The organism is Planomicrobium sp. MB-3u-38 (assembly GCF_002836425.1).
In the GTDB taxonomy this organism is placed as follows: domain Bacteria; phylum Bacillota; class Bacilli; order Bacillales_A; family Planococcaceae; genus Planococcus; species Planococcus okeanokoites.
On the sequence record NZ_PJBO01000081.1, the window covers coordinates 1 to 25808 of the forward strand.

Consider the following 25808-nt stretch of genomic DNA (forward strand, 5'->3'; position numbering starts at 1 on the left):
GGTGTCTATTGGCCGCACCATTTTTTCAATCCGCTCACGCTGTGCTTCGAGGAACGGCGGCAAGCTCAGTTTTTCCCCTAAAGTTTCGTAAGGTTCATCTCCCAGAAAGCCAGGACCGTCTGTCGCCCATTCAAAGAGGATTCCTGGTGCTACTCTTGCGTACAGAGATTCGAAGAAGAAGCGGTCGACATAGCCGGAAGTGCCGAAGCCAGCAGACTGCATATGATCGATCCATTCATTCAGTACTGCGGTATCATGGACGCGGAACGCTGTATGGTGCACCGTGCCGAACCCTTGCTGTCCGGCTGGCAGAATGGCATTGTACTCGACGATGACCTGTGCTCCGTTTCCGCCCTGTCCCATTTCGAACAAATGCAGTGGACCTTCTATGGCGGTTTCGCGCATCATCATCACTTTTTCCAGCACTTCTTTCAAATAATCAAATTGGGCAATCCGGATATGGATCGGTCCCAAGCCAGTGATGGCGAATTCCAGTGGCACAGGACCATTCTGCCACGGCGTACCCGACTCCACTCCTTCGTTCAGTTCATCTGATACCAGCATATATTGCTGGTCGTCAAAATCGGAAAAGGATAAAGTTTTCTTGCCGAACAACCCCTTGATGCCTGTGTGTTTCACTTCATATTTATCAAAACGTTTTACCCAATAATCCAAAGCGTCATCAGTAGGCACGCGGAAAGAGGTCTTATAGATTTCATTCGTTCCGTGAGTTCCTTTAGGAATGCCCGGGAAATCGAAAAACGTCATGTCGGTTCCTGCAGAACCTTTATCGTCGGCAAAGAATAGGTGATAAGTCTGGATGTCATCCTGATTGACAGTTTTCTTCACCAGTCGCATGCCCAATACGTAAGTGAAAAACTCATAATTTTTTTCAGCACTGCTTGTGATAGCTGTTACATGGTGGATTCCTTTTAATTCATTCATAGATTTATCTCTCCTCATATTTTTATACCGGACTGCAGATAATAAAGTTAGCTTCTTAACGCCTGGTAGCCTACTTTTTTCAAGTCGTTTATGATCGCTTCAGTTTCATCCGTATCCAATTCTTCAAACAAGCCATTTACTTTTGTTTCGTGCTCTGGCCAGATCCGTTCCATCAATGCCATTCCTTCTTGGGTCAATTCAGCGTAAGTGACGCGCCGGTCTTCAGAGCACTCGGAACGACGCACATATTTCTTCACTTCCAATTTATCTATAACATAAGTGATGCTGCTGCTGGCGATCAACACTTTTTTGCCGATTGATTGAATCGGCTGTCTGCCCTGATGGTACAGCAATTCAAGAACAGAGAACTCAGTCGGGTTCATGCCGTTATCGGCAGCATCGCTTTTAATGACTTCTTTTATGGCATCTGCCGCGCGAATGATGACGGTAACCGCCTTAAGATTGCGATTGGTGACTTCCACGTTTTTCACCTCTTTTAAATGTAATTCATATATCTTTAATTCGAGATAATCATACCATGTGGTTTTACCGACGTCAACTACATCGCTTGCTCGCAATGTTCGTTTTTATCCTAAAAATATACAAAGCAGCTTCACTTTCACTTCAAGCCGATTCTGTGTATACTTTTAAATAATCATATAGAAAACAAAGTTTTCTAGGGTTCCGCAAGTATCCGCTTGGTCTGGTCCGAGAGAAAACGCACAGCTTGCTGTGACACGGAAGGACAAAAGCCTGGGAGAAACTGTTTATCAGTTGCTCCCAGGCTTTTTTAATTGGAAATGGAGGTCGTTAAATTGAATGTTGAATGGATCAAAGTTTATATTGCCGCTTTTTTTGAAGTTTTTTGGGTGATCGGATTGAAGCACGCGGAAAGTTTTTGGCCATGGACAGGAACAGTTATTGCCATCGTCATCAGCTTCTATCTCATGATCATGGCCGGCAGAAAACTTCCAGTAGGATCGGTTTACGCTGTATTTGTCGGAATGGGCACCGCAGGTACAGTGCTCGCGGATATCATTCTTTTTGGAGAACCGCTCCAATTGCCCAAAATCCTGTTGATAGCTGTTTTGCTGGCTGGAGTCATCGGTTTGAAGCTGATCACTGATGACCATTCTGAAAAAGGAGTTGAATCATAATGGCCTGGCTTTCACTGCTCGCCGCCGGTTTATTCGAAATGGCAGGTGTCGCAATGATTAACAAATGGCATAATGACCGGCAATGGCAAAGCTTTTTATTGCTGCTGTCCGGTTTCGGGCTAAGCTTTGCCTTTTTATCATTTGCCATGGAGACGCTGCCGATGAGTACAGCCTATGCTGTATGGACCGGGATTGGCGCATCGGGTGGCGCGATTCTCGGTATGCTTTTTTATAATGAAGCGAAAGACTGGAAACGGATACTCTTTATTTCAATGGTCCTTGGATCAGCCGTCGGTTTAAAACTTGTATCATAAATTCCAAAGGATCAGAAAAGGAAGGTCGCCATCTCTTCGGGCGCCTTCCTTTTTTTATTTCTTTTAAAATCCACCGGATTGCAACGTTGCATACAGCTCATCAGGCGTCGATGCTCCCACATAATCCAAAGCATTCATACCGTCAGGACCTGTAAGATATGGATCAGCGCCATATTCCATCAGGATCATCGCTGTCTGAGTGTCCTCATACATAATCGCATTGGTCAATGCGGTGGCGTAGTCATCAGCGGTATTGGCATTTGCTCCAGCCTCCAGCAGATAGGCCACGGTATCAGGTTGGCTTGAATACACCGCGTACATCAGTGCGTCAGATCCTTCAGAATCACGAGCCAGGATGTCGTCTCCAGCATCCAGGGCATTGTCGATGCCTGCAAGATCTCCCGCTGAAGCAGCTGACATCAAATCCGTCTGCCCTTCTAATGCATAATCCTCATCATAATAAGGTTCGTCCATGAAACTCGGTTCTGGGAATTCATTGGCAAATTGAGAAAATACAAGCGTGCCCCCAGCCAGCAACAGGATACTGATAAAGTAAACAGCCAGCCCCGCTCCTCCGATCAGCATCATGCCAAAGATGATTTTCCCGTGGTCTGGTGTATAGAGGCGTTCACCACTGCCTTCAAACTGTTGAATCGCTTGAATACGCTTTGGCAGCCGTGGATGAGAAGAAAGCACTTCGCTCAGCCAAACAAAACCATTTGATTCTGTGTGGATCTGTTCACGGTAAGCATCGTCGTTCACTTCCACATACATTTTTTTACCGATGCCAAGAAGTGTCAATGCACGTTTGGCTGCCGGTGCATTTTGTATAAGATATGCTGCATGGCGGTCGCATGTGTATTCACATGAACGGCTGTAAGCCTGACTCAGAAACGGAATAAAGCCGGCTGGCATAAGAAGGATATTTTTCCAGACATGGCGGCGTTTAATGTGCGCCAATTCATGGGCAATGATAAAATCCAATTCCTCTTTCCCTTGTTCTCTTGCCAATTCAAAAACTTCCGAATACAACACCACCATATTTCTTCCGAAAAAGCGTGTCGCAAAAGCATTCAATGCCCCTTCTGATTGAATGACAAAAACGTCCGGCACAGTTTTCAATCCGATTTGTTTGGAAAGTGACTGTACGCTTTCGTAGACATCCGGAAATTGCCGTTCGTGTACGCGGATGCCATTGCCTCGGATAGACCCGAGCATAAGTGCATTCGCAAATAAAAGAAAAGCAAAAATGCCCAATGCAATGGCAATTCCGATCACTGATATGAGAACCAGAACGTAGACAAGAATGCTGAATACTAAACTAATGATGAAATAAGCTGTCTCTCTGTTTGACTGAATAGCTGAATGATTCATCTCTTTCTCCCCTTCAACATGAAATATCTTACATATAATAGCACAATATGCCTAAAAAGAAACTAAAAGTTTGATGAAATGATTTTAGTATAAATAGGGCCGCGCATCATTGGCAACAGCGTCTTATCAATATGGAAAAAGCAATATCCTTCCGATTTTTTGGAAGGATATTGCTTTTCGACTCTCTGTATATAATTGTTTTTCTGTTTTGTCTTTATTTCATCGACGGATAGCAGGATCAATATTCAACAAACTGTAAATCACTCTGCTTAACAAAGATTTTGATCAATTGTCCCACTTCCATATTCTCAGCTTGGTCACGGGTTACCATGCATTCCAGCATTTCGTCTCCAGCTTGCACCAATGCCTGATAAGTCCCTTGATTGAATTTCAGTTTACTCACTTTTCCAGTGAATTGAATGGACGGTCCAGTTGCTTGATTGCCGAAAGTCGCCGGCATCAATGTTTCAGGCCGAAAAATCAGGCAATACCTGCCATCGGCAAGTTCTTGGCCGGTATTGATGCTAATATGCCCGTCATGTGATTCAAAGTTACGGGAATGGACCGTCCCTTCAACAATATTTTTCAGGCCCAGAAAAGAAGCGACCGTTGTACTTTCTGGCCGTTTATATAAATCCACAGGTGTTCCGACTTGGAGGAGTTGTCCCCCGCTCATGATGCCGATGCGGTCGGATAATTCAAAAGCTTCCTGGCGGTCATGAGTGACAAAAAGCACCGTGACACCGAGTTCATGCTGAATCGTGCCCAGCAGTTCCCTCATCTCTTCGCGGAGGCCGGGATCAAGCGCACTGAACGGTTCATCCATCAGCAGCAAGCGGGGCTTGGCAACCAATGCCCTGGCCAATGCTACCCGCTGCTGTTGTCCGCCGCTCAGTTCATCGGGGTATCGGTGTTCAAATCCGCTGAGCCCTGTCATCGCCAGCATGCGCCTTGCTTCAAGAAGACGTTCTTTTTTGTCGATTTTCTGCATTTTCAAACCAAAAGCCGCATTTTCTTCAATCGTCATATGCGGAAACAATAATGGCTGCTGAAAAATCATGGAGAACCTTCTGGCTTCAGGTGCCACTTTTGTAAGATCGTTGTCACCGAACAGGATGTTTCCGGCATCCGCTTCAGTTAAGCCTGCAACGAGCTTGAGCAGCGTCGTTTTACCGCAGCCTGAAGGGCCCAATAATGAGAAGAACTCCCCTTCACGAATAGTGAGGTCGATTGGTCCAAGAGCGAAAGGCGCTTGCTGACCGGTTTTGGACGGTGCAAACTTTTTCTCAATCTGATTGATATGTAGACTTGCCATTTATTCGCCTCCTTCCCCGTTCAATCTGACGCTTTTTTTCTTATATTAATTCTTCAATGCCACGTCCAATGACAATAAAGCCAAAATGGCCATTCCTGCAAACATCAATGAATAAGCCGAACCAATAGCCGGATCCCCGCCGCTGATGAATGGAAACAACAGAATCGGCAGCGTTACAACCTGTCCTGAACCGATGATGAAAGTGATGAGGTATTGGCTTAAGGAAATCAGAATGCTCAAGCTTGCTCCCGCTGCGATGCCAGGCAGCAAATGGGGCAAAACGATATAGTAGAAGCGGAGCAAAGGTCCTGCTCCCAGCATTCGCGCCTGATTTTCCCTCTCCGTTGATAAGGTGCTGTAACTGATCACCACCGCTCGGACCATATAAGGAAGTGTGGGTGATAAATGCGCCAGCACTACACCCAGGATGGTTTCAGTCAGGCCGAACCGCAGGAAAGTCAGATGTATACCCATGACTGCTACAAACGGCGGGATGATAATAGGCGCGAATAGAATAGCCTCCGCCAGCCATTTCCCTCTGAATTGAAAGCGGACCAATGCATTGGCGGCCGGTACCGCAAGGACCACATTCACTATCGTCACAATCAATGCAATCAATAAACTGGTTCCGATGGACTGCCACGTTCCGGCACTGCCGAAAAGGATATAATCCCATGCGCGAAAACTGAAAGACGCTGGAAACAAATCCGGCCATCGCCAACCTGCTGCCAGGCTTGAGAGCAATAACGCGATAAACGGCAACCCGATGATTACAAATCCCAAAAGAAATAAAATTATTTTTAAAGGGGAGATTGTGGTATTCATTATTCCCACCCCTTCATGACATTCCAGCGCTTGTTGAAATAATAGGTGGCCAATCCGAGGCAAATAGTCATCAATGCCAGAATAATATTCACAGCCAAAGCTTCAGGACGGTCTGACAATGAGCCATCTGTATAAAGCTGGAACGAATAGACCGGCAGCATACCCGGATAAGTGACCCCCAGTAAAAAAGGGATTTCAAAAGCGGAAAATGTAAAAACGAAGACGATGAATACCGCAATGATCCAGGATGGCATCATGATAGGCAAGGCAATTTCCCGGATAAAATTCCAGTTTCCTGCCCCGTAGACGCGGGATACCTCACGCCACGATTTTTGGATTCTAGCCAGCACAGGGTACACCATCAGCAAGACGAAAGGGACTTCTTTCCATGTATAGGCAAGTATGATCCCCCAGCCGAACGGATCGTTGACCAGTACGGGAAAGTCCGTCATTTCATCGATCATTCCGACAGACGCCAGCAACTTGGAAATGACACCGCTCTGCGTGAATAACAAGACAATGACATAACCAGCAACCAGATGTGGGATAGTCAAAGGCAGCTGAAACAGGCGGTGCCACAACCTGGAATTTCCAGCTTCCGAATACTGGTTCAGCAGGAAAAGCGCAATTGCCAATAGACCGCCAAGCAGTCCTGTTAATAATGAAGAAATCGCCGCCACCCGTACAGTCAATTCCAGGGAATCCCAAAAGCTGTCTGAAGCCAAAAGATTCGTATAAGCATCCAAGTTCAACTGGCGCTCACCTATCGCTGGAAAATACCCAAGACTTTTCAGCAGACCGTCAAAAAGCCCTCCAAAAAAAAGGAGGACAATCGCGCCGGTGGCTGGAAGCAGCAAAAGGTATGGTTTACTCTTTCGCCACATTTTCCATCCACCCTTTTTCCAATATTTCTATATAATCCGCAGAAAGTTCAGGCAGCCGGTTGTTTTCCAGTTCTTCCAACGGAAGCGTCGCTTCTCCGAGCTCCACATTATTCATCGCCTCTTGCTGTTCAGGCGATAATTTCTCCAGATCCAGCGCTGATAGATCGCCCCAGTTTTCAGGCGATAATTTAGCGGTCTGCGCTTCCGGCGACATCATTTCATTGATGGCCACCATCGCCCCCGCTTTATCGGACGAGTTGAATGGAATGGATAGAAAATGGGTGTTGGACAGTGTGCCCGCATCCAACAGGAAAGTACGGGTAGACTCCGGGAAACGCCCTTTGAGCACTTCGCTGGCGGCAAGGGCGGGATCGTAACTCATCGTCATGGCCACTTCCCCGCTCGCATAAAGCTGGTCCAGTTTTGACAAGCTCTCCGGGTAGGTCTCCCCATTGCGCCATAAATAAGGTTCAATATCATTCAAATAATCCCACATCGGCTCCAATCGCGATTCCAGGTCTTCGATTTGGGCTGCCGGCCGTTCGTATTGTTCGTGTCCGCCGGTTGTTTCATACAGCACATGGCGGATAAAAGCACTGCCGGTAAAGTCAGGTAGCGCCGGGTAGGTGAACTGTCCCCGATTCTCTTCAACCCATTCCGCCAGTTCTTCCATTGATTTCGGCGGAGTCCCGACTTTTTGTTCGTCATGTACGAAAACGAATTGGGCTTTCCCCCATGGCGCCTCAAGGCCATCAACCGGCTCCCCGAAATCGTGGGAAATCTCAGGTGCCTCTGGATTTATGTACGAATTGAAATTAGGCAATTGTCCTGAAAAATCGCCAAACAGGAGTTCATTGTCTTTAGCGGCTTTGAAATTTTCACCGTTGATCCAAATGATATCCATGCTGCCGGCAGTCTTGCCGGCTGTTTTTTCATCGAGCAATTGATTGATGAAATCCTGAGCGTCGCTCACCGGAACCCGTGAAAGTTCTATATCATGCATTTCTTTCAGCCGTGGAGCCACCCAATCGTCCAAATACCGATTGATATTGTCATTTCCGCCCCACATATACATATTCACTTCCTGCCCTTCGGCTTTATCTGTAATTTCTTGCCAGTCGGCGGAGAGGAGATTTTCCCCCTCCCGCTCCGCTTCCTCACTGGACTGCGCCGAGCATGCCGCCAGCGTTAATCCCAGCAGTACAGGCGCTGTCACTTTTCTTATCATCATAGCTGTCACTTCCTAAACCGTTTAGTGAATGTTTACTCGAGTTCATCTTGCCGTTTATCGATCCAGCGCTTCCGGATGTATACAGGGATGATCGTCAGCAGAATAAAAACACTGGCCGCCAGCAGAATCATTCGCGGGCTTCCGCTGCCTGCGCTGCTGCCCAGAAAATTATAGGCGAATGTTCCGGGGATGATGCCGATCAATGTCGCAGATGCGAATGAAACGAAGCGTACTTTAGCAAAAGCTGCGAGGTAACTGATCAGATCAAAATTGATGACTGGAATCAGCCGGAAGATCAATACATACAGGAAACCGTTCTGTTCCATCTGCAATTGGATTTTCGCGGCTTTGCCATCCCACTCCTTCTGGATGATTTTCTTGCCGAGCCCTTTGGCAACCGCGTATGATAGCATTGCTCCACTGACCGCTCCGATGATTGTGTACAAAGTACCCAGCCATACACCGAAAACCAGTCCGCCGGCAAGCGACAGCAGCGATGCGGGGAAAAAGATCAAAGGCCTGACGGTATAAGCGATGATATAGATCACTGGCGCCCAAATGCCGAAAGATTCAATCCACATCCGCAATTGATCCGCATCCATATCAAATACCGAACGGCCCAGCCAGACAGCGACAATAATACCGCTAAGCAACAGCAGCCATTTCAGGAAAGGCAATACCGTTTTTCTGCTCACCGGCGGTTATTATGTGACGCGATGCTTAAATATCTTCTTCTCATCTCTTCATACCGTTTCCGGTTCACGCCAGCGTCCGAAGTACCCACTCTGGAAGCCGAACGGAACTCAATTTGCTGGGCGACATCGTTGAAGTAGAATTCCAGATCATCTTTGAATTTGAACACTTTTGATTTGGCGACTGCGTGTATATAATTATCCTCGTTTTGCATTATTTTGACGCCCTGGTAACCTTTGAGCATACCGATCAGGCATTTTTTTGCTTGCTGTCTGCTGTCGATATACGGGAATGCCTGGACGTATTTACCTTTTGATTTGGTCTGGGAGGACACTGCATTCGGAGTTATGGGCATTTCTTTCAGACGTCCATTCTTCACTCCAAGTTTCGGCTTCACATTGTTTTTGATGGCCATATTGGCAATTCCGATCCCTGCGGCCGCAGCGGCTCCATATATACCGATTTTTTCCGCCGGCAATTCACCGGCTCTTGCTTTATTGAACGTTTTGACCACGGGTTGATTCAAAAGATTATCGACATATACTTTCTTGCCGATCTTCACAAGAACCTCACTGTAAGTCGGATATGGGTGAATGACACCAGACAGTTTCCCCATGTTGATATGAAGGGCTTTGATGGTTTGAATCTGGCTGATGATTTCTCCGGCACGGTCCCCCAGTATGCTGGCGCCCAAAATATAGCCTTTTTTGTCCAATATGATTTTCACGCTGCCGATGCTGCCTTTTTTCGTGTTGGCGCGGTCGATTTCAGCGTAGTCGTGTTCATAGACACGAATATCGTTTCCGTATTTTTCACGTGCTTCTTCTTCCGATAAACCGGATCGGCCAAGTTCGGGATCCGTATACGTGCACCAAGTGAGATTTTCGTAATCGATTTTTTTATTGATCGGCAAAATGGCGTTCTGCGTCGCAGTTATGCCCTGGTAATTTGCCATGTGGGACAGCTGATAAGGTCCTGTAACATCTCCGATGGCATAGATTCCTTTAGCGGCAGTTTCCATATGTTCATCTACATGGATACTTTTCGAATCATACTTCACACCAGCTTTTTCAAGGTCATAGCCTTCTACATTCGCTTTACGTCCAAGTGCCACTAACAGCCCTTCGCTGGTGATTGTTGTTTCCCGGCCTTCTTTTTCGATGGCCAAATCAATCCCGCCGTCTTGCTGCGACGCTTTGACTGCAGTTGCTGATGTATGGATGATCACCCCTTCGTCAATGAGGCGCTGTTGGATCATGAGGACTTGATCCTTTTCATCTTTCGGCAATATCCGTTCGAATTTTTCCACAAGCGTCACTTTGACCCCGAGGCGGTTCAAGGCTTGGCTCAATTCGACCCCTATGGCACCTCCGCCAAGAATGGTCATCGTTTCAGGGAAAGAATCCAAGTTGAAAATGGTTTCATTCGTCAAATAAGAAACTTGATCCAGCCCTTCAATCGGCGGAACCATCGGTGATGAGCCGGTGGAAAGAATGATTTTTTGGGCTTCGATCCGTTCACCTTCCACTTCCACTGCATGTGGCCCGACGAATTTGGCATAGCCGTTGACGAAATCGATGCCGGATTTTTTCAGCACTTCGGGGGATTCACCTGCATAGACTTTTTGGATGACATCCTGGATATCTTTCAGAACGGCTGACGTGTCCACTTGCAGGTCCGGGGTGTATTTTTTCGCATGGTGAACTTCTTCGGCAATGTTGATCAGCGATTTGCTTGGTATGCAGCCGGACCATGTGCATTCTCCGCCCGGCAGATTTTTATCGATCAATACAACTTTTTTCGAAAATCCAGCTGCTGTAAATGCTGCAGTCAGTCCAGCTGCACCTGCTCCGATTATTGCAATATCGTACATTTTTGCCATCTCAACCATTTCCTTTCTTTTCCTGGAATAAATTCAGTTTAGCAATAAAGGCTGAACTTTTGCTCTTATTTACCCTTGGCCACTTTTTCTAGCGGCTCCGGCTTCAAAAGTGAAATTGCGGGTTTGAAGTCAGGAGATATACTATACTGAAATCAACCCGACAATGAAAAGGTGATTCTATGCTTGATACACATGCGCGAAAACATGTTCAGCCTATGGTTGAAAAAACGGCTGATTATTTACTGAAACGCGGCTTGACTGCCGATTCTGTTACCAAAATCGCTTTTATCATCGGATTGTCCACGGGTATTTTCATCTACCTGGACCAGCCATTGATAGCAATAGCCGCCCTATGGCTGTCCGGCTATCTCGATGTCGTAGACGGAACGATGGCCCGAAAAACGAAGCCCTCCGCCTGGGGGACCCTGCTTGACATCAGTTTTGACCGGATGGTGGAAATCAGCGTGATCCTTGGATTGGCATTCCGGTTTCCCGAATCGATGTGGGCATTGCTGCTGTTGAGTGTGTCCATCATAATCGCGATGACTGTTTTTCTTACAGTGGGTGCCTTATCGGATAAGCAGGGCATGAAATCCTTCTATTATCAGGCGGGGTTAGCTGAAAGAACAGAAGGTTTTATTCTGTTTACCCTAATGATTGCCTTTTCAACATATTTAACTGTTATTACTATGATATTTTTGGCGATGCAAATCATTACAATCTTTCAGCGGATGGCCGAAGCCCGCAAAATATTGAAATAGAATGGAGGCGATAAGATGAAAACCCTGGTTTTGGCTGGCGGCGGACATGCCCATCTGCATTGTCTTCAGCAGCTGGCAACTGACTTCCCTTCAAACTGCCGCGTCCTTTTAATTTCCCCATCAAAGCATCAATACTACTCAGGCATGTTTTCCGGATTCACTGAAGACGTCTACAGCGAGGAAGAAATCCGCATCGATTTGAAACGGCTCTGTGAAAAAGTCGGAGCAGAATTTGTAACTGATCAGGTAGTTGCCGTGAATGCAATTGCCAAACAGCTTACCGGTGCCAACGGAGCGGTTTATGACTATGATCTGGTGTCGTTCGATGTCGGTTCCACTTCGGCAGCGCCGTCAGATATGAAACCGTATATAACAGCCATAAAACCGAATTTCCTGTTTCCTGATCAATTGCGACGCATACGTGAAACTGAAACTCCGGCAATAGTGGGCGGCGGTGCATCTGGGGTTGAATTGGCTTTTTCCATCAATGCCTGGAGAAAGCAGCAGCAGTTGCCGGCCAACACACTATTATTCAGTGCAACACCACTCCTTGCAGGATTACATAAACGGATTTCCAAAAAAATTGAATCCATTGCCGGACAGAAAGATTTGTCTTTTTTCACAAATGAATCTGTGGAGACAATTACTCCTGAAGAAATTATCACGAGTTCCGGACAGCTTTTTCCCCAAACCGAAATCCTATGGCTAACAGGGCCTAAAAGTTTCCCGGTCTTCCGGGATTCAGGACTGGACACAGATCACGCAGGATTTCTTCTAGTAAACGAATGTTTGCAGAATGTCAGCTATCCTGAGATTTTCGGTGCAGGCGACTGCATAACGATCCAACGCTATCCGAACTTGCCGAAAAATGGCGTTTACGCGGTAAGACAAGGACCCATCCTCTGGCGTAATCTGAAAAGCCAAATCGCTTCTGTTGGACTGGAGCCATTCATTCCCCAGGAACGTTATGTCTCCATTCTGTCGACAGGAGGCGGAGAAGCTTTTCTGACTTATGGAGATTTTTCTGCCCATGGAAAAGTCCCCTGGCTGCTGAAAAAGCGGATTGACCGAATTTTTATGGAGCAGTACAAAAAGCTTTATGAATAAACCGGCAAATCGAAAAGGTCATTTATGTTAATTCGGCGGGAATTAGGGGTATAGAATGAACAATACACGAACATATTAGAGGAGGAATCTTAATGGACTCAACAATTTGGTGGTGGATTGCGCTCGGAATTCTCGTGGTGGGACTGATTATTGCAATCATCGGAGTAGTATTGTTCATCAAAGGCATGAAGGAACCAATGAAAAAGATAAAAGGTTCAACAGATAATCTGAAAGAACGCGTCGACGGTCTGAATTTGGAGGTCTCCAACCTTACCCACACAACAACCGAACTGAAAGAGGAAATTGCCGTGAAATCAGAAAAAGTCAGCGTCCTTGTCGATGCTGCGAAAGGTACCGTTAATTCTGTGGTTGATATGAACGCGGCTGTGCGAGCCATAACGGACAGAATCGTAACACGCTCTGAACATGATCCGCAGAACAAGCGCCAGGTGAAACGTTTGACGAACACTGCAGACAGCATCATCCATCTGCCTCAGGATCTGCAGACAATCAATCCGGATGCTGAACATGAAAATTACGATACATTATATTTCGGGAAAGTACGCTGACCTCTTTATAAAAGCAACCCTTATAAGGTTGCTTTTTTTCATGTCAAAAGCTGAACATGTATTTAAAGCCGACTCTCCCCCTTCTGGATCCGTGAGCTTACAATAAATAAATCAAATATTTTTGATTTATTCGTTGCGCTGCAAACTGAATAGATATATAATCAATTCATCAAATAATTTTGATCCAATCGGAAGGATGATCGCATTATGAATGTCAGATCTGTTTCAGCTGAAACTGAAAAAGACGCTTTTGAAAACCTCGCTCTCCAATATAAGGCGTTGGCTGATCCAAAACGCCTTGAAATCCTGAATACAATATGCCGGAAGAATTCCGCTTGTGTCTGCGATCTGACAGAAGTATTGGATCTTCCGCAGTCGAAACTGTCTTATCATCTGAAGATTTTATTGAACGCGCGCTTACTGAATAAAGAAACCAAAGGCACCTGGAGCTTCTATTCGATCAATCAGAAAGAGATGAACCGCTTGATTTCAAATCAGATTTGCAACGTCATCACTCCATCCTGTTAAAGGATGGATACTATTTTACTTAATAAATCAAAATAAATTGATTAAGGAGTGTTGAAAATGAAAAAGAGCGATTTACCGGTAGCGATCATTGGCGGCGGACCGGTCGGTTTAGCAGCCGCCGCCCAGCTGGTGGTCAGAGGAGAAAATTTCGTCCTTTTTGAATCCGGTTCAAGTTTAGGTACGAATTTTCTCGATTATGGCCATGTGAAACTGTTCTCTGCATGGCGCTATAACATGGATGCTGCTGCCAAGGAACTGCTATTGAAGAATGGCTTTGCCCTGCCGGATGCAGACACGCTGCCTTTTGCTTCGGAAATTGCAGAGAACTATCTGCAGCCATTGGGACAGTTGCCGGAACTCGCACCTTTTATACATCTGAACAGCCGTGTACACCATATCCAGAAGCGCGGCTTGGATAAAATGCGTGATCAAGGCCGCGAAGCTATGCCGTTTCAGGTTACCGTGGAGAATTCAGGACAATATTTGCACTTTGAAGCTAAAGCAGTCATCGACGCGACAGGAACCTGGCAGCAGCCGAATCCGTTGATCTCCGGTGGATTTTCATCGACTGACGATTCCATCCATACCCGCCTGCCGGACATTTTGGATAATGACCGGCCCGTTTTTGCCGGAAAGAATGTGGCAGTCGTCGGGAGCGGACATTCGGCATTTAACTCGGTACTCGATTTGCTTGAATTGAAAAAAGAATATCCCGGCACTCAGATTACCTGGCTATTGCGCAGAAAAATCAAAAACTCATTGTTTGGCGGAGGCGATACAGATCAACTTGCAGCCAGAGGGGAACTTGGCAGTAAAATGAAACAGAGTGTGACAGCTGGACTGCTTAACATTGAAGAAGAAAGTTTTATCAGTCAAATCTCCCCAAATGCGTTCAATCAATTGCAGCTGACAATTATTCAGGAAGAAAATCAAAGAATCCTTGGACCATTCGATGAAATCATTGCCAATACAGGGTCCCGGCCAGATTTCTCTTTTTTGCGCGAAATTCGGTATCAATCCGACGCTTCTCTTGAAAGTGTCTCGGCCATCGCGCCGCTTATCAATCCGAATATCCATAGCTGCGGTACTGTCAGACCACATGGTGAAAAAGAATTGCGGCAGCCAGAAAAGGATTTTTATATTGTCGGGGCGAAAAGCTATGGCCGGGCTCCCACTTTCCTGTTGGCTACTGGCTACGAACAAGTGAGGTCTATTATCGCCTACCTTACTGGAGATATAGAAGCTTCGGAAAGAGTAGAGCTGTCATTGCCGGAAACTGGCGTCTGCAGTTCCCGCCTTTCAGCATTTAATATTCTTAATAATGCCGATTCAGTGTGCTGCTGAATTACATGAAGAAGGCTCCTGAAAAGGAGTCTTTTTCTCCTTTTATAAGTTTACATAATAAAAATATTATAACATTAGTATTTACTTATATAATATATTTCAGCAGAACTCATAAAAAACGCCTCCCTTAAAGGGAGACGCTTCCGCATTTTCTTATTCTTTATTAGGTACCAGATAAACATCCTGCACTTTTCCGTCAGAAGACTCGTCCAGGACAAATGAACCGTTGGAATAACGGTCTACCGGTTTGAGGTTCGTCGCTGGTAATGTCAGTCGAATATTTTTTGTTGTTTCCAAAATAATTTCTTCATTGCCTGTCACACCATGTACTGCAATGACACGATGCGGATTAGATTTCAATTCACGCAGCATGACGACTCCGCGTTTTGCTCGGCTGCCTGTTTCGAATTCTGTGCTGCGCATCTTTTTGGCTGCTCCCCGCTGCGTTACAACAACAAGATCCTGTCTGACATCTGGATTCAGAAGAACCGCAGACACGGCAAAGTCTTTGTCTTTAAGGTTTACCCCTTTCACCCCGCCTGTACGGAGTCCAGTCAATGGAACTTCATCCAGAGGGAAACGAACGCCATAAGCATGGTTTGTGCCTATGAACAGTTCGGTTTCTTTCGTAACCAAAGCTGCGTAGATCATTGAATCATCTTTTTTCAGATTCATCGTTTTGATTGCCCGTGAATAACGCTGGACCTGATAGTCCTTCAATGCTGACCGTTTTACTTGGCCAAGTTTCGATACTGTAAGTATGCTTGCATCCGCGTCAAAGTTCTCAAACGGATATACCGCAAGTACTGATTCATCGGATTCCAATTGGACAATACTGGATAAATGCTGACCAAGATCTTTCCATTTGATATCAGGCAATTCATTGATTGGCTGGTAGACGAAATTCCCTTTTGTCGTAAAGATCAGGATGGTGTGCTGGGTATTCAGGTTTCCTTCAAACAGCAGATGATCGGATTCCTTCATAGCGAAATCACGTCCATTGGAAGCGGCGTGTGATCTGGTGCTCGTCCGTTTCACATAGCCCTCTTTCGTCACAGTAACTACCACTTCTTCACTTGGAATCATGACTTCACGGGTGATTGTAATTTCCTCGATCTTATCTTCGATAACTGAGCGGCGCGGTTCTGCGAATTGTTTGCGCACACCGGCAAGTTCTTTTTTGATGACATTTTTCAATTTGGTGGCGCTTGTCAAAATGCCCGTCAATTCTTCGATCAATTTCTTAAGCGATGCTTCCTCTTTCTGCAGCTCCGTAATATCCGTATTGGTCAGTCTGTAAAGCTGCAAAGATACAATGGCTTCAGCTTGCGCTTCGGAAAATGAAAATGACTCGATCAAATTGTTCTTTGCATCCCGTTTGTCTTTGGATGCGCGGATGGTTTTAATGACTTTATCCAGAATGGACAAAGCTTTCATCAGACCTTCGACAATATGCATGCGGTCTTTTGCCTTATGCAGATCGAACTCTGAGCGTTTTGTGACAATCTCTTTTTGGTGCGCAATATAGGCATCAAGCAGAGTCTGCAAAGTCATCATCGTCGGGCGCCGTTTGTAGATGGCGACCATATTGAAGTTATAGCTCACCTGCAGATCCGTATTCTTATAGAGATAATTAAGGATTCCTGCAGCCTGGACGTCTTTCTTCAATTCGATGACGATGCGCAGGCCGCTTCTGTCGGATTCATCACGCACTTCTGAAATCCCGTCGAGTTTGCGGTCAAAGCGCTGGTCATCAATTTTTTTGATCATGGTCGCTTTATTGACTTCGAATGGAATTTCAGTGATGACGATCTGTTCCTTGCCACCCTTCAATGGTTCAATAGCCGCTTTGGAACGGACGATGATTTTTCCTTTGCCGGTTTCATATGCTTTTTTGATTCCATCGACGCCCTGGATGATTCCGCCTGTCGGGAAATCCGGCCCTTTGATGACTTTCATCAATTCATCAACAGTTGCCTCCGGATTATCCATCCGCATGAGAACAGCATCCAGCACTTCGTGCAAGGCATGTGGCGGTATATCGGTTGCGTAACCGGCAGAGATACCGGTCGAACCGTTCACCAGTAAATTGGGGAAACGGGCTGGCAATACAGTCGGTTCCATATCGGAATCATCAAAGTTCGGAATGAATTCAACAGTCCGTTTGTCGATATCGCGAAGCAATTCACCTGAAATCGCAGAGAGGCGCGCTTCTGTATAACGCATGGCAGCTGGTGAATCGCCGTCCATGGAACCATTATTACCGTGCATTTCCACAAGCATATGACGAATTTTCCAGTCCTGGCTTAAACGGACCATGGCTTCGTAGACTGAACTGTCACCGTGAGGGTGATAATTCCCGATTACGTTACCGACCGTTTTCGCGGATTTACGGAATGCTTTCTCATTGGTGTTGCCTTCGTGGTACATGGCGTAAAGAATCCGGCGCTGAACGGGTTTCAGCCCGTCACGGGCATCCGGCAATGCGCGGTCCTGGATAATGTATTTACTGTAACGCCCAAACCGATCGCCGATGACTTCTTCTAATGGCAGATCCTGATAACGTTCGATTTGCGTCATACGAGTTCCTCCTCAGCGTGGATCAGGTCGTTCTCCAGAATATTGCTGTCTTCTTCCATTCCAAAGTCGACGTTATTCTCTATCCACTTTCTTCTTGGTTCAACTTTATCGCCCATCAACGTCGTAATGCGGCGTTCTGCTCGGGCTCCGTCTTCAATCGTCACCCGGATCAATGTGCGGGTATCCGGATTCATCGTCGTTTCCCACAATTGGTCGGCATTCATCTCGCCGAGACCTTTATAACGCTGGAGCATATAGCCTTTGCCGACTTTTTTCGTGGACGCCTCAAGGTCCGCTTCGGTCCAGGCATAATCGACGACTTCTTTTTTGCCGATCCCTTTGGAAACCTTGTAAAGCGGTGGCAGCGCGATAAACACTTTGCCCGCTTCAATCAGCGGCTTCATATACCGGTAGAAGAACGTCAAAAGCAATACCTGGATATGCGCTCCGTCCGTATCGGCATCCGTCATGATGATGACTTTATTGTAGGCGATGTCATCTATCGAGAAATCCGATGACACCCCTCCGCCGATTGCGTGGATGATCGTCGAGATTTCTTCGTTTTTCATAATTTCCTCAAGCTTCGCTTTTTCCGTGTTGACGACTTTACCCCGAAGAGGCAAAATGGCCTGGAATGTGCGGTCACGCCCTTGTTTGGCGGATCCTCCGGCAGAGTCACCTTCCACCAGATACAATTCGTTTTTAGCGGCGTTCCGCGATTGCGCGGGTGTCAGTTTGCCGGATAATAACATATCGGACTTCTTGCGTTTTTTGCCGTTCCGCGCATCTTCACGCGCTTTACGGGCAGCTAATCTTGCCTGTGACGCACGGATCGCTTTGCGCACCAGAGATGCACTGAGGTCAGCATTCTCCTCCAGGAAATACATCAACTTCTGTGACACGACAGCATCAACGATACTGCGTGCTTCGCTTGTACCAAGTTTACTCTTTGTCTGCCCTTCAAATTGCAAAAGCCCTTCCGGAATCCGGACAGAAACAATCGCCGCTATCCCTTCCCGGATATCGGAACCTTCCAGATTTTTATCTTTATCTTTCAAGAGGTTGATTTTGCGTGCGTAATCATTGAATACGCGTGTCATCGCCGCTTTAGCGCCGGTTTCATGTGTACCGCCGTCACGTGTGCGGACGTTATTGACGAACGACAGGATCGTTTCAGAATAGCCATCGTTGAACTGGAATGAAAACTCGACTTCCAGTTCCTCCTGCTTGCCTTCGATATAGGCGACCTTGTGCAAAGTATCTTTTTCTTCGTTCAAATATTCAACAAATGCTTCGATGCCCGTTTCAAAGAAAAACTCTTCGTACTGTTCCTCTTCACTTCGTTTATCAGTCAATTCGATTTTCAGGCCTTTTAATAAAAATGCAGACTCACGCAGGCGTTCGCTCAAGGTTTCATAATTATATTTAGTGGCTGAAAAAATTGAAGGATCCGGACGGAAATGGATATTCGTTCCGCTTTCCTTTGTGGAGCCGATCTCTTCAAGCGTCGTTGCTGGCTTTCCGCCATTTTCGAATCGCTGGCGGTATTTCTTGCCGTCCCTGTGAATCGTTACTTCCAGGTACTCGGATAATGCGTTTACAACCGAAGCACCTACGCCGTGCAGGCCGCCGCTTGTTTTATAGCCGCCCTGTCCGAATTTCCCGCCAGCATGAAGGACAGTCAAGATGACTTCAGGCGTCGGTTTCCCGCTGCGGTGCATGCCAGTCGGCATGCCACGCCCATAATCCCGTACGCTGATGCTGTTATCTTCGTGTATGGTAACGCTGATTTTGTCGCCAAAACCAGCTAAAGCTTCATCTACCGAGTTATCGACGATTTCATAGACCAAATGGTGAAGGCCCCGTGTATCCGTCGAACCGATATACATACCAGGCCGTTTTCTGACGGCATCCAAGCCTTCGAGTACCTGGATCGCTTCTTCGTTATATGCCGTATTCTTCGTTTTAGCCATCTAATTCCCTCCAACAAACATCTGTTCGCATATCTCTATCTTTTAATCGTATCGATAAGTCGGGCATCTGTCAATAACCATAGAAAAAGAGCGCCAGGCGCCCTTTTCCTTTAACCGCTTATTTAAGGATGGCGTGTTCGACTTTGATGCAGCGGTCCATAATGACCGTATAGCCTTCTTCTTGTAACCGTTTAAATACTTTGTCATCCACTACATTTAATTGCGTCCAAAAAACAGGGCAATCGATTTCGGTAAATTCTTCAGCCAGCTCTTCTAAAAACTCACTGCGTCTGAAAACATTGACGATGTCCACTGGCTCAGGGACGTCCTTCAGGGACGCATAACTTTTCTCACCCAACACTTCATCGGCAACCGGGTTGACCGGGATGATCCGATAGCCCGCTTTTTGCATCGCCTCAGAAACCATATAGGATGTTCTGTTCGGATTCGGACTGAGACCGACGACAGCGATGGTTTTGGCACTATCCAAAACTTCTTTGATTTCTTCTCTGCTTGGATTATTCAAGAGAATCACCTGTCCTTTTTATTCTATCATACATGATATTCTCGCTGTTTCATAAAAATCCTGCAAGGATTGTTTTAAGATCTTTTCGCGTGTTAAACTTAGAATACCAAATAGAGAGATTAAAAGGAGTCTACAATGGAAATATTGCTACCCGTTTTATTGGCTTATTTACTTGGTTCGATCCCTTCCGCATTATGGATCGGCAAAATTTTCTACAATACCGATGTCCGTACCAAAGGCAGCGGCAACCTTGGCGCAACCAATACATTCCGGGTCCTGGGTTCAACTGCCGGCCTGATCGTCACTGTACTTGATATTTTAAAAGGGACTGCCGCTACGCTTATACCCCTGTATATCGATACGAACATCCATCCACTTGTATTCGGACTGATTGCGGTTGTGGGACATATGTATCCGGTATTCGCCAAATTTAAAGGCGGGAAAGCCGTGGCGACTTCCGGGGGCATTCTGCTCGGCTATCAATGGCCATTGTTCATTGTAGCTGTTGCTGTGCTGCTGCTCGCGCTGAAAATTACGAAAATGGTTTCATTGTCTTCCATGATACTCGCTGTAGTTGCTGTAATTTACGCCATCATTTATGCTGTTAATACAGGAGATTATCCTTTCCTCGCCGTGATTTTGGTTTTGGCGGCATTCATCTTCTATCGCCACCGGGCCAATATCGCTCGTATCCGGGCAGGCACAGAGCCAAAAATCAAGTTTATGTGACCCTAAAGCCGAAAGGACGTGTGCTTGATGGACATTAAAATCAGTGATGATGCTTTCAAATGGTTCCATGATGAAATGGAAGTCTCATCCGGAGAGACCGTTCGATTTTTTGTACGATATGGCGGCTCCGGACTCCAGCCAGGCTTTTCGCTTGGTGTCACGAAAGATCAGCCAAATGAGGCAGCCGTTGAAGTTGAAAATGACGACGTACTTTATTTCATTGAACAGAATGATCTCTGGTATTTCGACGGACACGATTTGACTGTAAGCGTAAATGACGATCTTCAGGAATTGGATTACTCATACGAATAAAGATTAAAAAGCCGGAACGGAAGAATAATTCTTCCATTCCGGCTCTTCTACTTTTTCTCCAACTTAATCAGTTGTTCCAACCTGTCTTCTGCTTCAAGAATTGCCTTTTGGCGGTCGCCAAACAAATCAAAATGCGGGTAATTGCCGCGCAAATCAAGCCATTCAGGCCGCAGCCCATATTGTTTGCCCCATTTTTTCAACTTCTCAAGGTCGCTGCAGCCCACTTTCGTAACCGTGCTGCACCCCGGAAATCGATCATCTACCCAATAATGAGTCAAAAACGCGATGTTCCCTGCATCAACTTCCTGCTTCCAATGGTCTAGCTCCGCCCTTTTAATTCCGAACGCCATGCTCTTCCCTCTTTTTTATTTCTTCATATTTTTCATGCCATTCAGGATAGATTTTCTGCAAAGAAACGGGACGGAAACTATCTTTCTTTACCACTACATGTTCAGATGTGGCTTTTGCTGCCAGTGTGCCGTCTTCGTGCAGGATTTCGTAGCCATATGTGGTTCGCAGGCGGCCGTGTTCTTCAACCCATGTACGGACGGTCGCTTTCTGGCCATAGCGCATCGCTGCTTTATACTGAATCGAAATGTCAGTCACAGGTGACAGATAACCCTGTTTTTCCATTTCCGCGTATGTAAAACCTACATCTTCAATCAGCTTTGTGCGGCCAATCTCGAGCCAGATGATATAGTTCGCATGATAAACGACACCCATCTGGTCTGTTTCCGCATAGCGGATTTCTATTTCTTTTTCACTGATATGCATTCCAGTTTCACCTCTATGTCAGTATACAGAAATTGTTATTGAAATTCTAAGAGAAAGAGATTTGTAAAACGATATTCTGCAAAACAGCTTCGCTTTCCTGGGGGCTTGCGCTGAGCTAACTCGGACTCGGTTCCCTTCGTCCGAGTGGATCTCAGCACTTCGCTCGAAACAGAGTTGGATACCCAACTCTGTTTCTAATCCCCTGGGAGTCTTCGCTGCTTTGCTCCATATCTTAGAAACCCTTCTCGTACTGAAGTTGTTTCGTTTCCATATGCTAACTCGGACCTTCGTCCGAGTGGGTGCTCAACACTATGCTGAGACTGTAGGGATTCTTTGCTGCTTCACTTCAACTCTAAAAGCGGACCTAAGCAAAGGCGCGGCTCAGGACTGGGTGGAGCAATAAGACGAGTGTTCTTCTCGGCTTATTGTGTGAACCCGGTCCATAGCGCCAAAGCGGTATATAAATGTCATTTCTATAATTCAGCGTATATAAAAAGGCTGCCCGAGGGCAGCCTTTTGTTTGTTTCATTTTATTCAGAAATTATACTTAAAGCAATTTGTTGCGAAGCACCATTTGCAGGATACCACCGTGGCGGTAGTAATCTACTTCAACTTCAGAATCGAAGCGTGCAAGGACATCGAACTCAGTCACTTTGCCGTCTTCAGCAGTTGCAGTGACTTTCAGGATGTCGCGTGGTTTCACATCATCCGTCAAGTTGACTGAGATTGATTCGCGGCCAGTAAGACCCAGTGAATCTGCGTTTTGGCCGTTCAGGAATTGAAGCGGCAGAACGCCCATCATGACAAGGTTCGAACGGTGGATACGCTCATAGCTTTCCGCGATGACAGTTTTGATGCCTAATAGGAAGGTACCTTTTGCTGCCCAGTCACGGGAAGAGCCCATGCCGTAGTCTTTGCCAGTCAAGATAGCAAGGCCAGTGCCTTGTTCCTGGTATTTCATGGCTGCATCATAGATAGCCATCGTTTCACCCGTTGGCCAGTAAGTAGTGTAACCGCCAGTCGTGCCTGGAGCTACCTGGTTACGGATGCGGATGTTGGCGAATGTTCCGCGCATCATAACTTCGTGGTTACCGCGACGGGAACCATAAGAGTTAAAGTTGCGGGGTTCAACACCGTTTTCACGCAAGTACTTGCCTGCAGGAGTATCTTTACCGATCGCACCGGCTGGTGAGATGTGGTCAGTTGTAATCGAGTCAGCAAATTTCGCAACAACGCGTAAGTCAGCCAATGGCTGGATCGGCGCTGGTTCTGTCGACATGTTTTCGAAGAACGGCGGGTTTTGGATATAAGTTGAATTGTCGTCGAAATCATAAAGCGCATCGTCATTTGTTTCAATTGCGTTCCATGCTTCGTTCTCGCTGAATACGTGCTCGTATTCTTTACGGAACAATTCAGGTGTAACTGTGTTATGCACAGCTTCCTTGATTTCGCTTGTTGATGGCCAGATATCTTTAAAGAAGACATCATTTCCATCTTTGTCCTGTCCGATTGGATCCACTTCGAAATCGATATCCACTGTTCCAGCAAGAGCATAAGCAACAACCAGCATTGGTGATGCAAGGTAGTTCGCTTTTACCAACGGGTGGATGCGTCCTTCAAAGTTACGGTTGCCGGAAAGTACTGAAGAAACAAGCAAGTCATTGTCCAAAATCGCATCTTCGATTTCCGGAAGCAATGGACCAGAGTTACCGATACATGTCGTACAGCCGTAACCTACAAGGTTGAAGCCGATTTGGTTCATGTAATCCAGTAAACCGGAATCCTGCAAGTAGCCAGTAACTACTTTAGAACCTGGTGCAAGGGAAGTTTTCACGTAAGCAGGTGGAGTCAAGCCTCTTTCAACCGCTTTTTTCGCTACAAGTCCCGCACCAAGCATTACGTATGGGTTTGATGTATTTGTACAAGATGTAATGGCTGCAATTGCCAAAGAACCGGTCTTCATTTCAACGGAACGTCCGTCTTTGAAGTTTACAGTTGCTGTCTTGGCGATTTCAGCTTCATCAAGCGCAAAGCCATGCGGGCCTTCAGGCGCTGTTACAGCTTTGTTGAATTCTGTTTTCATTTGAGACAACGGAATCAAATCCTGTGGACGTTTTGGTCCTGCAAGGTTTGGTTCAATTTCAGAAAGGTTGATTTCAACAAGATCCGTGTAGATCGGGTCTTCATTTTCAACAGTGAAGAACATATCGTTCGCTTTTAAGTATTCTTTCGTGATGGCGATTTGCTCTTCTGTGCGGGCAGTCAGACGCATATAGTTCAATGCTTCTTCATCTACCGGGAAGAATCCGCAAGTAGCGCCGTATTCAGGAGCCATATTGGCAATTGTCGCACGGTCAGCAAGCGGCAATGTTGTAACACCTGTGCCGAAGAACTCGACGAATTTACCTACAACACCTTTTTTACGCAATGTTTCAGTGACTTTAAGCGCCAAATCAGTTGCAGTAGCACCGTTTGGCAATTCTCCAGTCATTTTCACACCGATAACTTCAGGAATCGGGAAATAAGAAGGTTGTCCAAGCATACCGGCTTCCGCCTCGATGCCGCCGACTCCCCATCCAAGAACGCCGATTCCGTTGATCATTGTCGTGTGGGAGTCAGTTCCCACCAATGTATCAGGGAAAGCTTCGAATGTTCCATCAGCGTTTTCAACTGCATGAACAACATTCGCCAGATACTCAAGGTTAACTTGGTGAACGATACCTGTAGCAGGTGGAACTGCGCGGTAATTATCGTAAGCTTTTTGAGCCCAGTTAAGGAATTGGTAACGCTCCGCGTTGCGGTCAAATTCCAGTTCCATGTTGATGCGAAGCGCGTCTTGGGAACCATAGTTATCTACTTGTACGGAGTGGTCAATTACAAGGTCAACCGGAATTTCAGGGTTGATCTTATCTGGATCTCCACCAAGTTTGGACATTGCTGAACGCAACGCTGCCAAGTCGACGACTACTGGTACACCCGTGAAATCCTGCAAAATTACGCGGGAAGGCTTGAATGGAACTTCTGCTTCTTTATTGGCATTTTTGCCCCATTTCGCCAATTCTTCAACGTGCTCATCTTTGATCACATATCCGTCATGCTGGCGCAATACGGATTCCAATAGAACTTTTACTGAGTAAGGAAGGCGTGATACTTTCGCGATTCCTGCTTCTTCAAGTGCAGCCAGACGGTAATAATTATACGTTTTACCATTTAGCTCAAAAGAAGTGCGGCTGTTGTGCAAACTGCTTTTTGCCATGTCGTGTTCCTCCTTTGAATCTTCTGAAAAGGCTTTGAGTAGCTTCTTTTCTCCTATACCATCATAACGAAATCCCAAGCATAAGTAAATTACATTAAAATTATGGAATGTGATAAGTTTTTCTAATAGCTGTTATCGTTTGCCATCCAATTCGCTTAAGGTATTTTCCAGCTGCTTTAAATGTCTTTTTTCATGGAGACCGATAAACGGAAACCACTGGACCAAAGGCACATTGCCGAATACAGGATGCGGCATGGATTTATTTTTCAGCAATTCTTCCGGAGCATTGTCATAGAGTGAATTCAAGTTTGCACGGGAGGAAGCCAATTTTTCTGTCATATCCACAAGTCTGATGAAATCTTCCGATGGTTCTGTATAGGTTGGTGCATCCACTTTTATGGTTCTGCTGACAGTCAGCTGAATCGGCTTTTTCATTGCTTTCTTGCTATTGCCCCGTTCCAGCTCCTTCGAAATATTCCTGGCAATGACATTTTCCATCAACTGCAGATGGTCCAGTATTTGCATGGGCGACCATTTCCCTTCTGCCGGCTTTTCGTTCAGCTTCTCGTCAGATAACCCTTTCACCGCTTTAAAAATATCCTGCCGAATCGCTTCGTTCTTCTCTTTAAACATTTTTTCTCCCCTTTCAGCTTTTGTAGCCAGCGCTATTCTTTCCATACCCTATTATTTCCCTGTCAACGCCAACTTTTTGTTTTGAATTTCCTTTAT

25 protein-coding genes and 1 riboswitch are annotated in these 25808 nt (G+C 46.1%); of the genes, 9 read left to right on the plus strand and 16 right to left on the minus strand.

Annotated elements, in window-relative coordinates:
* Positions 1-945 (minus strand): ring-cleaving dioxygenase (locus CXF70_RS16885; RefSeq protein WP_101803627.1); only part of this gene is annotated, 945 nt, incomplete at its 3' end.
* A gap of 47 nt (positions 946-992) precedes the next feature.
* On the minus strand, positions 993-1427 hold the full coding sequence (locus tag CXF70_RS16890) for a MarR family winged helix-turn-helix transcriptional regulator (RefSeq protein WP_101803628.1): 435 nt from the start codon (positions 1425-1427) through the stop codon (positions 993-995).
* A gap of 183 nt (positions 1428-1610) precedes the next feature.
* Positions 1611-1707, plus strand: a riboswitch (guanidine-I (ykkC/yxkD leader).
* Positions 1708-1760: 53 nt separating this feature from the next.
* Between CXF70_RS16890 and CXF70_RS16895 the strand changes: the two genes are divergently transcribed.
* Together CXF70_RS16895 and CXF70_RS16900 are read left to right on the plus strand one after the other, a co-directional pair.
* Positions 1761-2102: a DMT family transporter gene (locus tag CXF70_RS16895; protein WP_101803629.1), complete on the plus strand. Its 342-nt coding sequence runs from the start codon at positions 1761-1763 to the stop codon at positions 2100-2102.
* The gene (locus CXF70_RS16900; protein WP_101803630.1) at positions 2102-2416 is read left to right on the plus strand and encodes a DMT family transporter; all 315 of its coding nucleotides are present in this window, start codon (positions 2102-2104) and stop codon (positions 2414-2416) included. Before CXF70_RS16895 ends, CXF70_RS16900 begins: the two co-directional genes overlap by 1 nt.
* A gap of 63 nt (positions 2417-2479) precedes the next feature.
* On the opposite strand, the gene CXF70_RS16905 is transcribed toward CXF70_RS16900, so the two are convergent.
* The 7 genes from CXF70_RS16905 to CXF70_RS16940 all read right to left on the minus strand — a co-directional run bounded on the left by CXF70_RS16905 (position 2480) and on the right by CXF70_RS16940 (position 10653).
* Complete coding sequence (locus CXF70_RS16905) at positions 2480-3790, minus strand: M48 family metallopeptidase (RefSeq protein WP_101803631.1); 1311 nt, start codon at positions 3788-3790, stop codon at positions 2480-2482.
* Between the two features lie 238 nt (positions 3791-4028).
* Positions 4029-5105 (minus strand): ABC transporter ATP-binding protein, encoded by a 1077-nt coding sequence (locus tag CXF70_RS16915; RefSeq protein WP_101803633.1) that lies wholly within the window; start codon positions 5103-5105, stop codon positions 4029-4031.
* A 45-nt stretch (positions 5106-5150) separates the two neighbouring features.
* Positions 5151-5930 (minus strand): ABC transporter permease, encoded by a 780-nt coding sequence (locus CXF70_RS16920; protein ID WP_101803634.1) that lies wholly within the window; start codon positions 5928-5930, stop codon positions 5151-5153.
* Positions 5930-6814, minus strand: coding sequence for an ABC transporter permease (locus CXF70_RS16925; protein ID WP_101803635.1), 885 nt, complete (start codon positions 6812-6814; stop codon positions 5930-5932). Before CXF70_RS16925 ends, CXF70_RS16920 begins: the two co-directional genes overlap by 1 nt.
* The gene (locus CXF70_RS16930) at positions 6798-8045 is read right to left on the minus strand and encodes an ABC transporter substrate-binding protein (RefSeq protein WP_233208674.1); all 1248 of its coding nucleotides are present in this window, start codon (positions 8043-8045) and stop codon (positions 6798-6800) included. Before CXF70_RS16930 ends, CXF70_RS16925 begins: the two co-directional genes overlap by 17 nt.
* Before the next feature lie 32 nt (positions 8046-8077).
* Positions 8078-8722, minus strand: a complete 645-nt coding sequence (locus tag CXF70_RS16935; RefSeq protein ID WP_233208675.1) for a TVP38/TMEM64 family protein — start codon at positions 8720-8722, stop codon at positions 8078-8080.
* A 14-nt stretch (positions 8723-8736) separates the two neighbouring features.
* Entirely contained in the window at positions 8737-10653 is a 1917-nt protein-coding gene (locus tag CXF70_RS16940; protein ID WP_304528601.1) for an FAD-dependent oxidoreductase, read from the minus strand.
* Between the two features lie 146 nt (positions 10654-10799).
* On the opposite strand from CXF70_RS16940, the gene CXF70_RS16945 reads away from it, so the two are divergent.
* The 5 genes from CXF70_RS16945 to CXF70_RS16965 all read left to right on the plus strand — a co-directional run bounded on the left by CXF70_RS16945 (position 10800) and on the right by CXF70_RS16965 (position 14929).
* Positions 10800-11381: a CDP-alcohol phosphatidyltransferase family protein gene (locus CXF70_RS16945; protein WP_101803636.1), complete on the plus strand. Its 582-nt coding sequence runs from the start codon at positions 10800-10802 to the stop codon at positions 11379-11381.
* A gap of 15 nt (positions 11382-11396) precedes the next feature.
* Complete coding sequence (locus tag CXF70_RS16950; RefSeq protein WP_101803637.1) at positions 11397-12488, plus strand: FAD-dependent oxidoreductase; 1092 nt, start codon at positions 11397-11399, stop codon at positions 12486-12488.
* A 92-nt stretch (positions 12489-12580) separates the two neighbouring features.
* The gene (locus tag CXF70_RS16955) at positions 12581-13057 is read left to right on the plus strand and encodes a DUF948 domain-containing protein (RefSeq protein WP_084245932.1); all 477 of its coding nucleotides are present in this window, start codon (positions 12581-12583) and stop codon (positions 13055-13057) included.
* 207 nt (positions 13058-13264) lie between these two features.
* Complete coding sequence (locus CXF70_RS16960) at positions 13265-13585, plus strand: ArsR/SmtB family transcription factor (protein ID WP_101803638.1); 321 nt, start codon at positions 13265-13267, stop codon at positions 13583-13585.
* Positions 13586-13642: 57 nt separating this feature from the next.
* On the plus strand, positions 13643-14929 hold the full coding sequence (locus CXF70_RS16965) for an NAD(P)-binding domain-containing protein (RefSeq protein ID WP_101803639.1): 1287 nt from the start codon (positions 13643-13645) through the stop codon (positions 14927-14929).
* Between the two features lie 153 nt (positions 14930-15082).
* Here CXF70_RS16965 and parC read toward each other — a convergent pair whose 3' ends face one another.
* From parC to CXF70_RS16980, 3 genes are all read right to left on the minus strand, one after another.
* On the minus strand, positions 15083-17509 hold the full coding sequence (gene parC, locus CXF70_RS16970) for a DNA topoisomerase IV subunit A (protein ID WP_101803640.1): 2427 nt from the start codon (positions 17507-17509) through the stop codon (positions 15083-15085).
* Positions 17506-19482: a DNA topoisomerase IV subunit B gene (parE, locus tag CXF70_RS16975; RefSeq protein ID WP_101803641.1), complete on the minus strand. Its 1977-nt coding sequence runs from the start codon at positions 19480-19482 to the stop codon at positions 17506-17508. The genes parC and parE overlap by 4 nt, the downstream gene beginning before the upstream one ends.
* Before the next feature lie 118 nt (positions 19483-19600).
* Complete coding sequence (locus CXF70_RS16980) at positions 19601-20008, minus strand: CoA-binding protein (RefSeq protein ID WP_101803642.1); 408 nt, start codon at positions 20006-20008, stop codon at positions 19601-19603.
* Positions 20009-20143: 135 nt separating this feature from the next.
* On the opposite strand from CXF70_RS16980, the gene plsY reads away from it, so the two are divergent.
* Complete coding sequence (gene plsY, locus CXF70_RS16985; protein ID WP_101803643.1) at positions 20144-20737, plus strand: glycerol-3-phosphate 1-O-acyltransferase PlsY; 594 nt, start codon at positions 20144-20146, stop codon at positions 20735-20737.
* Positions 20738-20764: 27 nt separating this feature from the next.
* Complete coding sequence (locus CXF70_RS16990; protein WP_101803644.1) at positions 20765-21049, plus strand: HesB/YadR/YfhF family protein; 285 nt, start codon at positions 20765-20767, stop codon at positions 21047-21049.
* Positions 21050-21096: 47 nt separating this feature from the next.
* On the opposite strand, the gene CXF70_RS16995 is transcribed toward CXF70_RS16990, so the two are convergent.
* From CXF70_RS16995 to CXF70_RS17010, 4 genes are all read right to left on the minus strand, one after another.
* On the minus strand, positions 21097-21399 hold the full coding sequence (locus tag CXF70_RS16995; protein WP_101803645.1) for a hypothetical protein: 303 nt from the start codon (positions 21397-21399) through the stop codon (positions 21097-21099).
* Positions 21383-21823: an acyl-CoA thioesterase gene (locus CXF70_RS17000; RefSeq protein ID WP_101803646.1), complete on the minus strand. Its 441-nt coding sequence runs from the start codon at positions 21821-21823 to the stop codon at positions 21383-21385. Before CXF70_RS17000 ends, CXF70_RS16995 begins: the two co-directional genes overlap by 17 nt.
* 547 nt (positions 21824-22370) lie before the next feature.
* Positions 22371-25079, minus strand: a complete 2709-nt coding sequence (acnA, locus tag CXF70_RS17005) for an aconitate hydratase AcnA (RefSeq protein ID WP_101803647.1) — start codon at positions 25077-25079, stop codon at positions 22371-22373.
* Between the two features lie 132 nt (positions 25080-25211).
* A complete protein-coding gene (locus CXF70_RS17010; RefSeq protein ID WP_101803648.1) occupies positions 25212-25712 on the minus strand; it encodes a DinB family protein in 501 nt (166 codons plus the stop codon).
* Positions 25713-25808: the final 96 nt, after the last annotated feature.

Coding starts and splice junctions, on each gene's coding strand:
- CXF70_RS16900 (WP_101803630.1), top strand. CDS start 2,102: ATGGCCTGGCTTTCACTGCTCGCCGCCGGTTTATTCGAAATGGCAGGT.
- CXF70_RS16905 (WP_101803631.1), bottom strand. CDS start 3,790: ATGAATCATTCAGCTATTCAGTCAAACAGAGAGACAGCTTATTTCATC.
- CXF70_RS16915 (WP_101803633.1), bottom strand. CDS start 5,105: ATGGCAAGTCTACATATCAATCAGATTGAGAAAAAGTTTGCACCGTCC.
- CXF70_RS16920 (WP_101803634.1), bottom strand. CDS start 5,930: ATGAATACCACAATCTCCCCTTTAAAAATAATTTTATTTCTTTTGGGA.
- CXF70_RS16925 (WP_101803635.1), bottom strand. CDS start 6,814: ATGTGGCGAAAGAGTAAACCATACCTTTTGCTGCTTCCAGCCACCGGC.
- CXF70_RS16930 (WP_233208674.1), bottom strand. CDS start 8,045: ATGATGATAAGAAAAGTGACAGCGCCTGTACTGCTGGGATTAACGCTG.
- CXF70_RS16945 (WP_101803636.1), top strand. CDS start 10,800: ATGCTTGATACACATGCGCGAAAACATGTTCAGCCTATGGTTGAAAAA.
- CXF70_RS16950 (WP_101803637.1), top strand. CDS start 11,397: ATGAAAACCCTGGTTTTGGCTGGCGGCGGACATGCCCATCTGCATTGT.
- CXF70_RS16955 (WP_084245932.1), top strand. CDS start 12,581: ATGGACTCAACAATTTGGTGGTGGATTGCGCTCGGAATTCTCGTGGTG.
- CXF70_RS16960 (WP_101803638.1), top strand. CDS start 13,265: ATGAATGTCAGATCTGTTTCAGCTGAAACTGAAAAAGACGCTTTTGAA.
- CXF70_RS16965 (WP_101803639.1), top strand. CDS start 13,643: ATGAAAAAGAGCGATTTACCGGTAGCGATCATTGGCGGCGGACCGGTC.
- parC (WP_101803640.1), bottom strand. CDS start 17,509: ATGACGCAAATCGAACGTTATCAGGATCTGCCATTAGAAGAAGTCATC.
- parE (WP_101803641.1), bottom strand. CDS start 19,482: ATGGCTAAAACGAAGAATACGGCATATAACGAAGAAGCGATCCAGGTA.
- plsY (WP_101803643.1), top strand. CDS start 20,144: ATGGAAATATTGCTACCCGTTTTATTGGCTTATTTACTTGGTTCGATC.
- CXF70_RS16990 (WP_101803644.1), top strand. CDS start 20,765: ATGGACATTAAAATCAGTGATGATGCTTTCAAATGGTTCCATGATGAA.
- CXF70_RS16995 (WP_101803645.1), bottom strand. CDS start 21,399: ATGGCGTTCGGAATTAAAAGGGCGGAGCTAGACCATTGGAAGCAGGAA.
- CXF70_RS17000 (WP_101803646.1), bottom strand. CDS start 21,823: ATGCATATCAGTGAAAAAGAAATAGAAATCCGCTATGCGGAAACAGAC.
- acnA (WP_101803647.1), bottom strand. CDS start 25,079: ATGGCAAAAAGCAGTTTGCACAACAGCCGCACTTCTTTTGAGCTAAAT.
- CXF70_RS17010 (WP_101803648.1), bottom strand. CDS start 25,712: ATGTTTAAAGAGAAGAACGAAGCGATTCGGCAGGATATTTTTAAAGCG.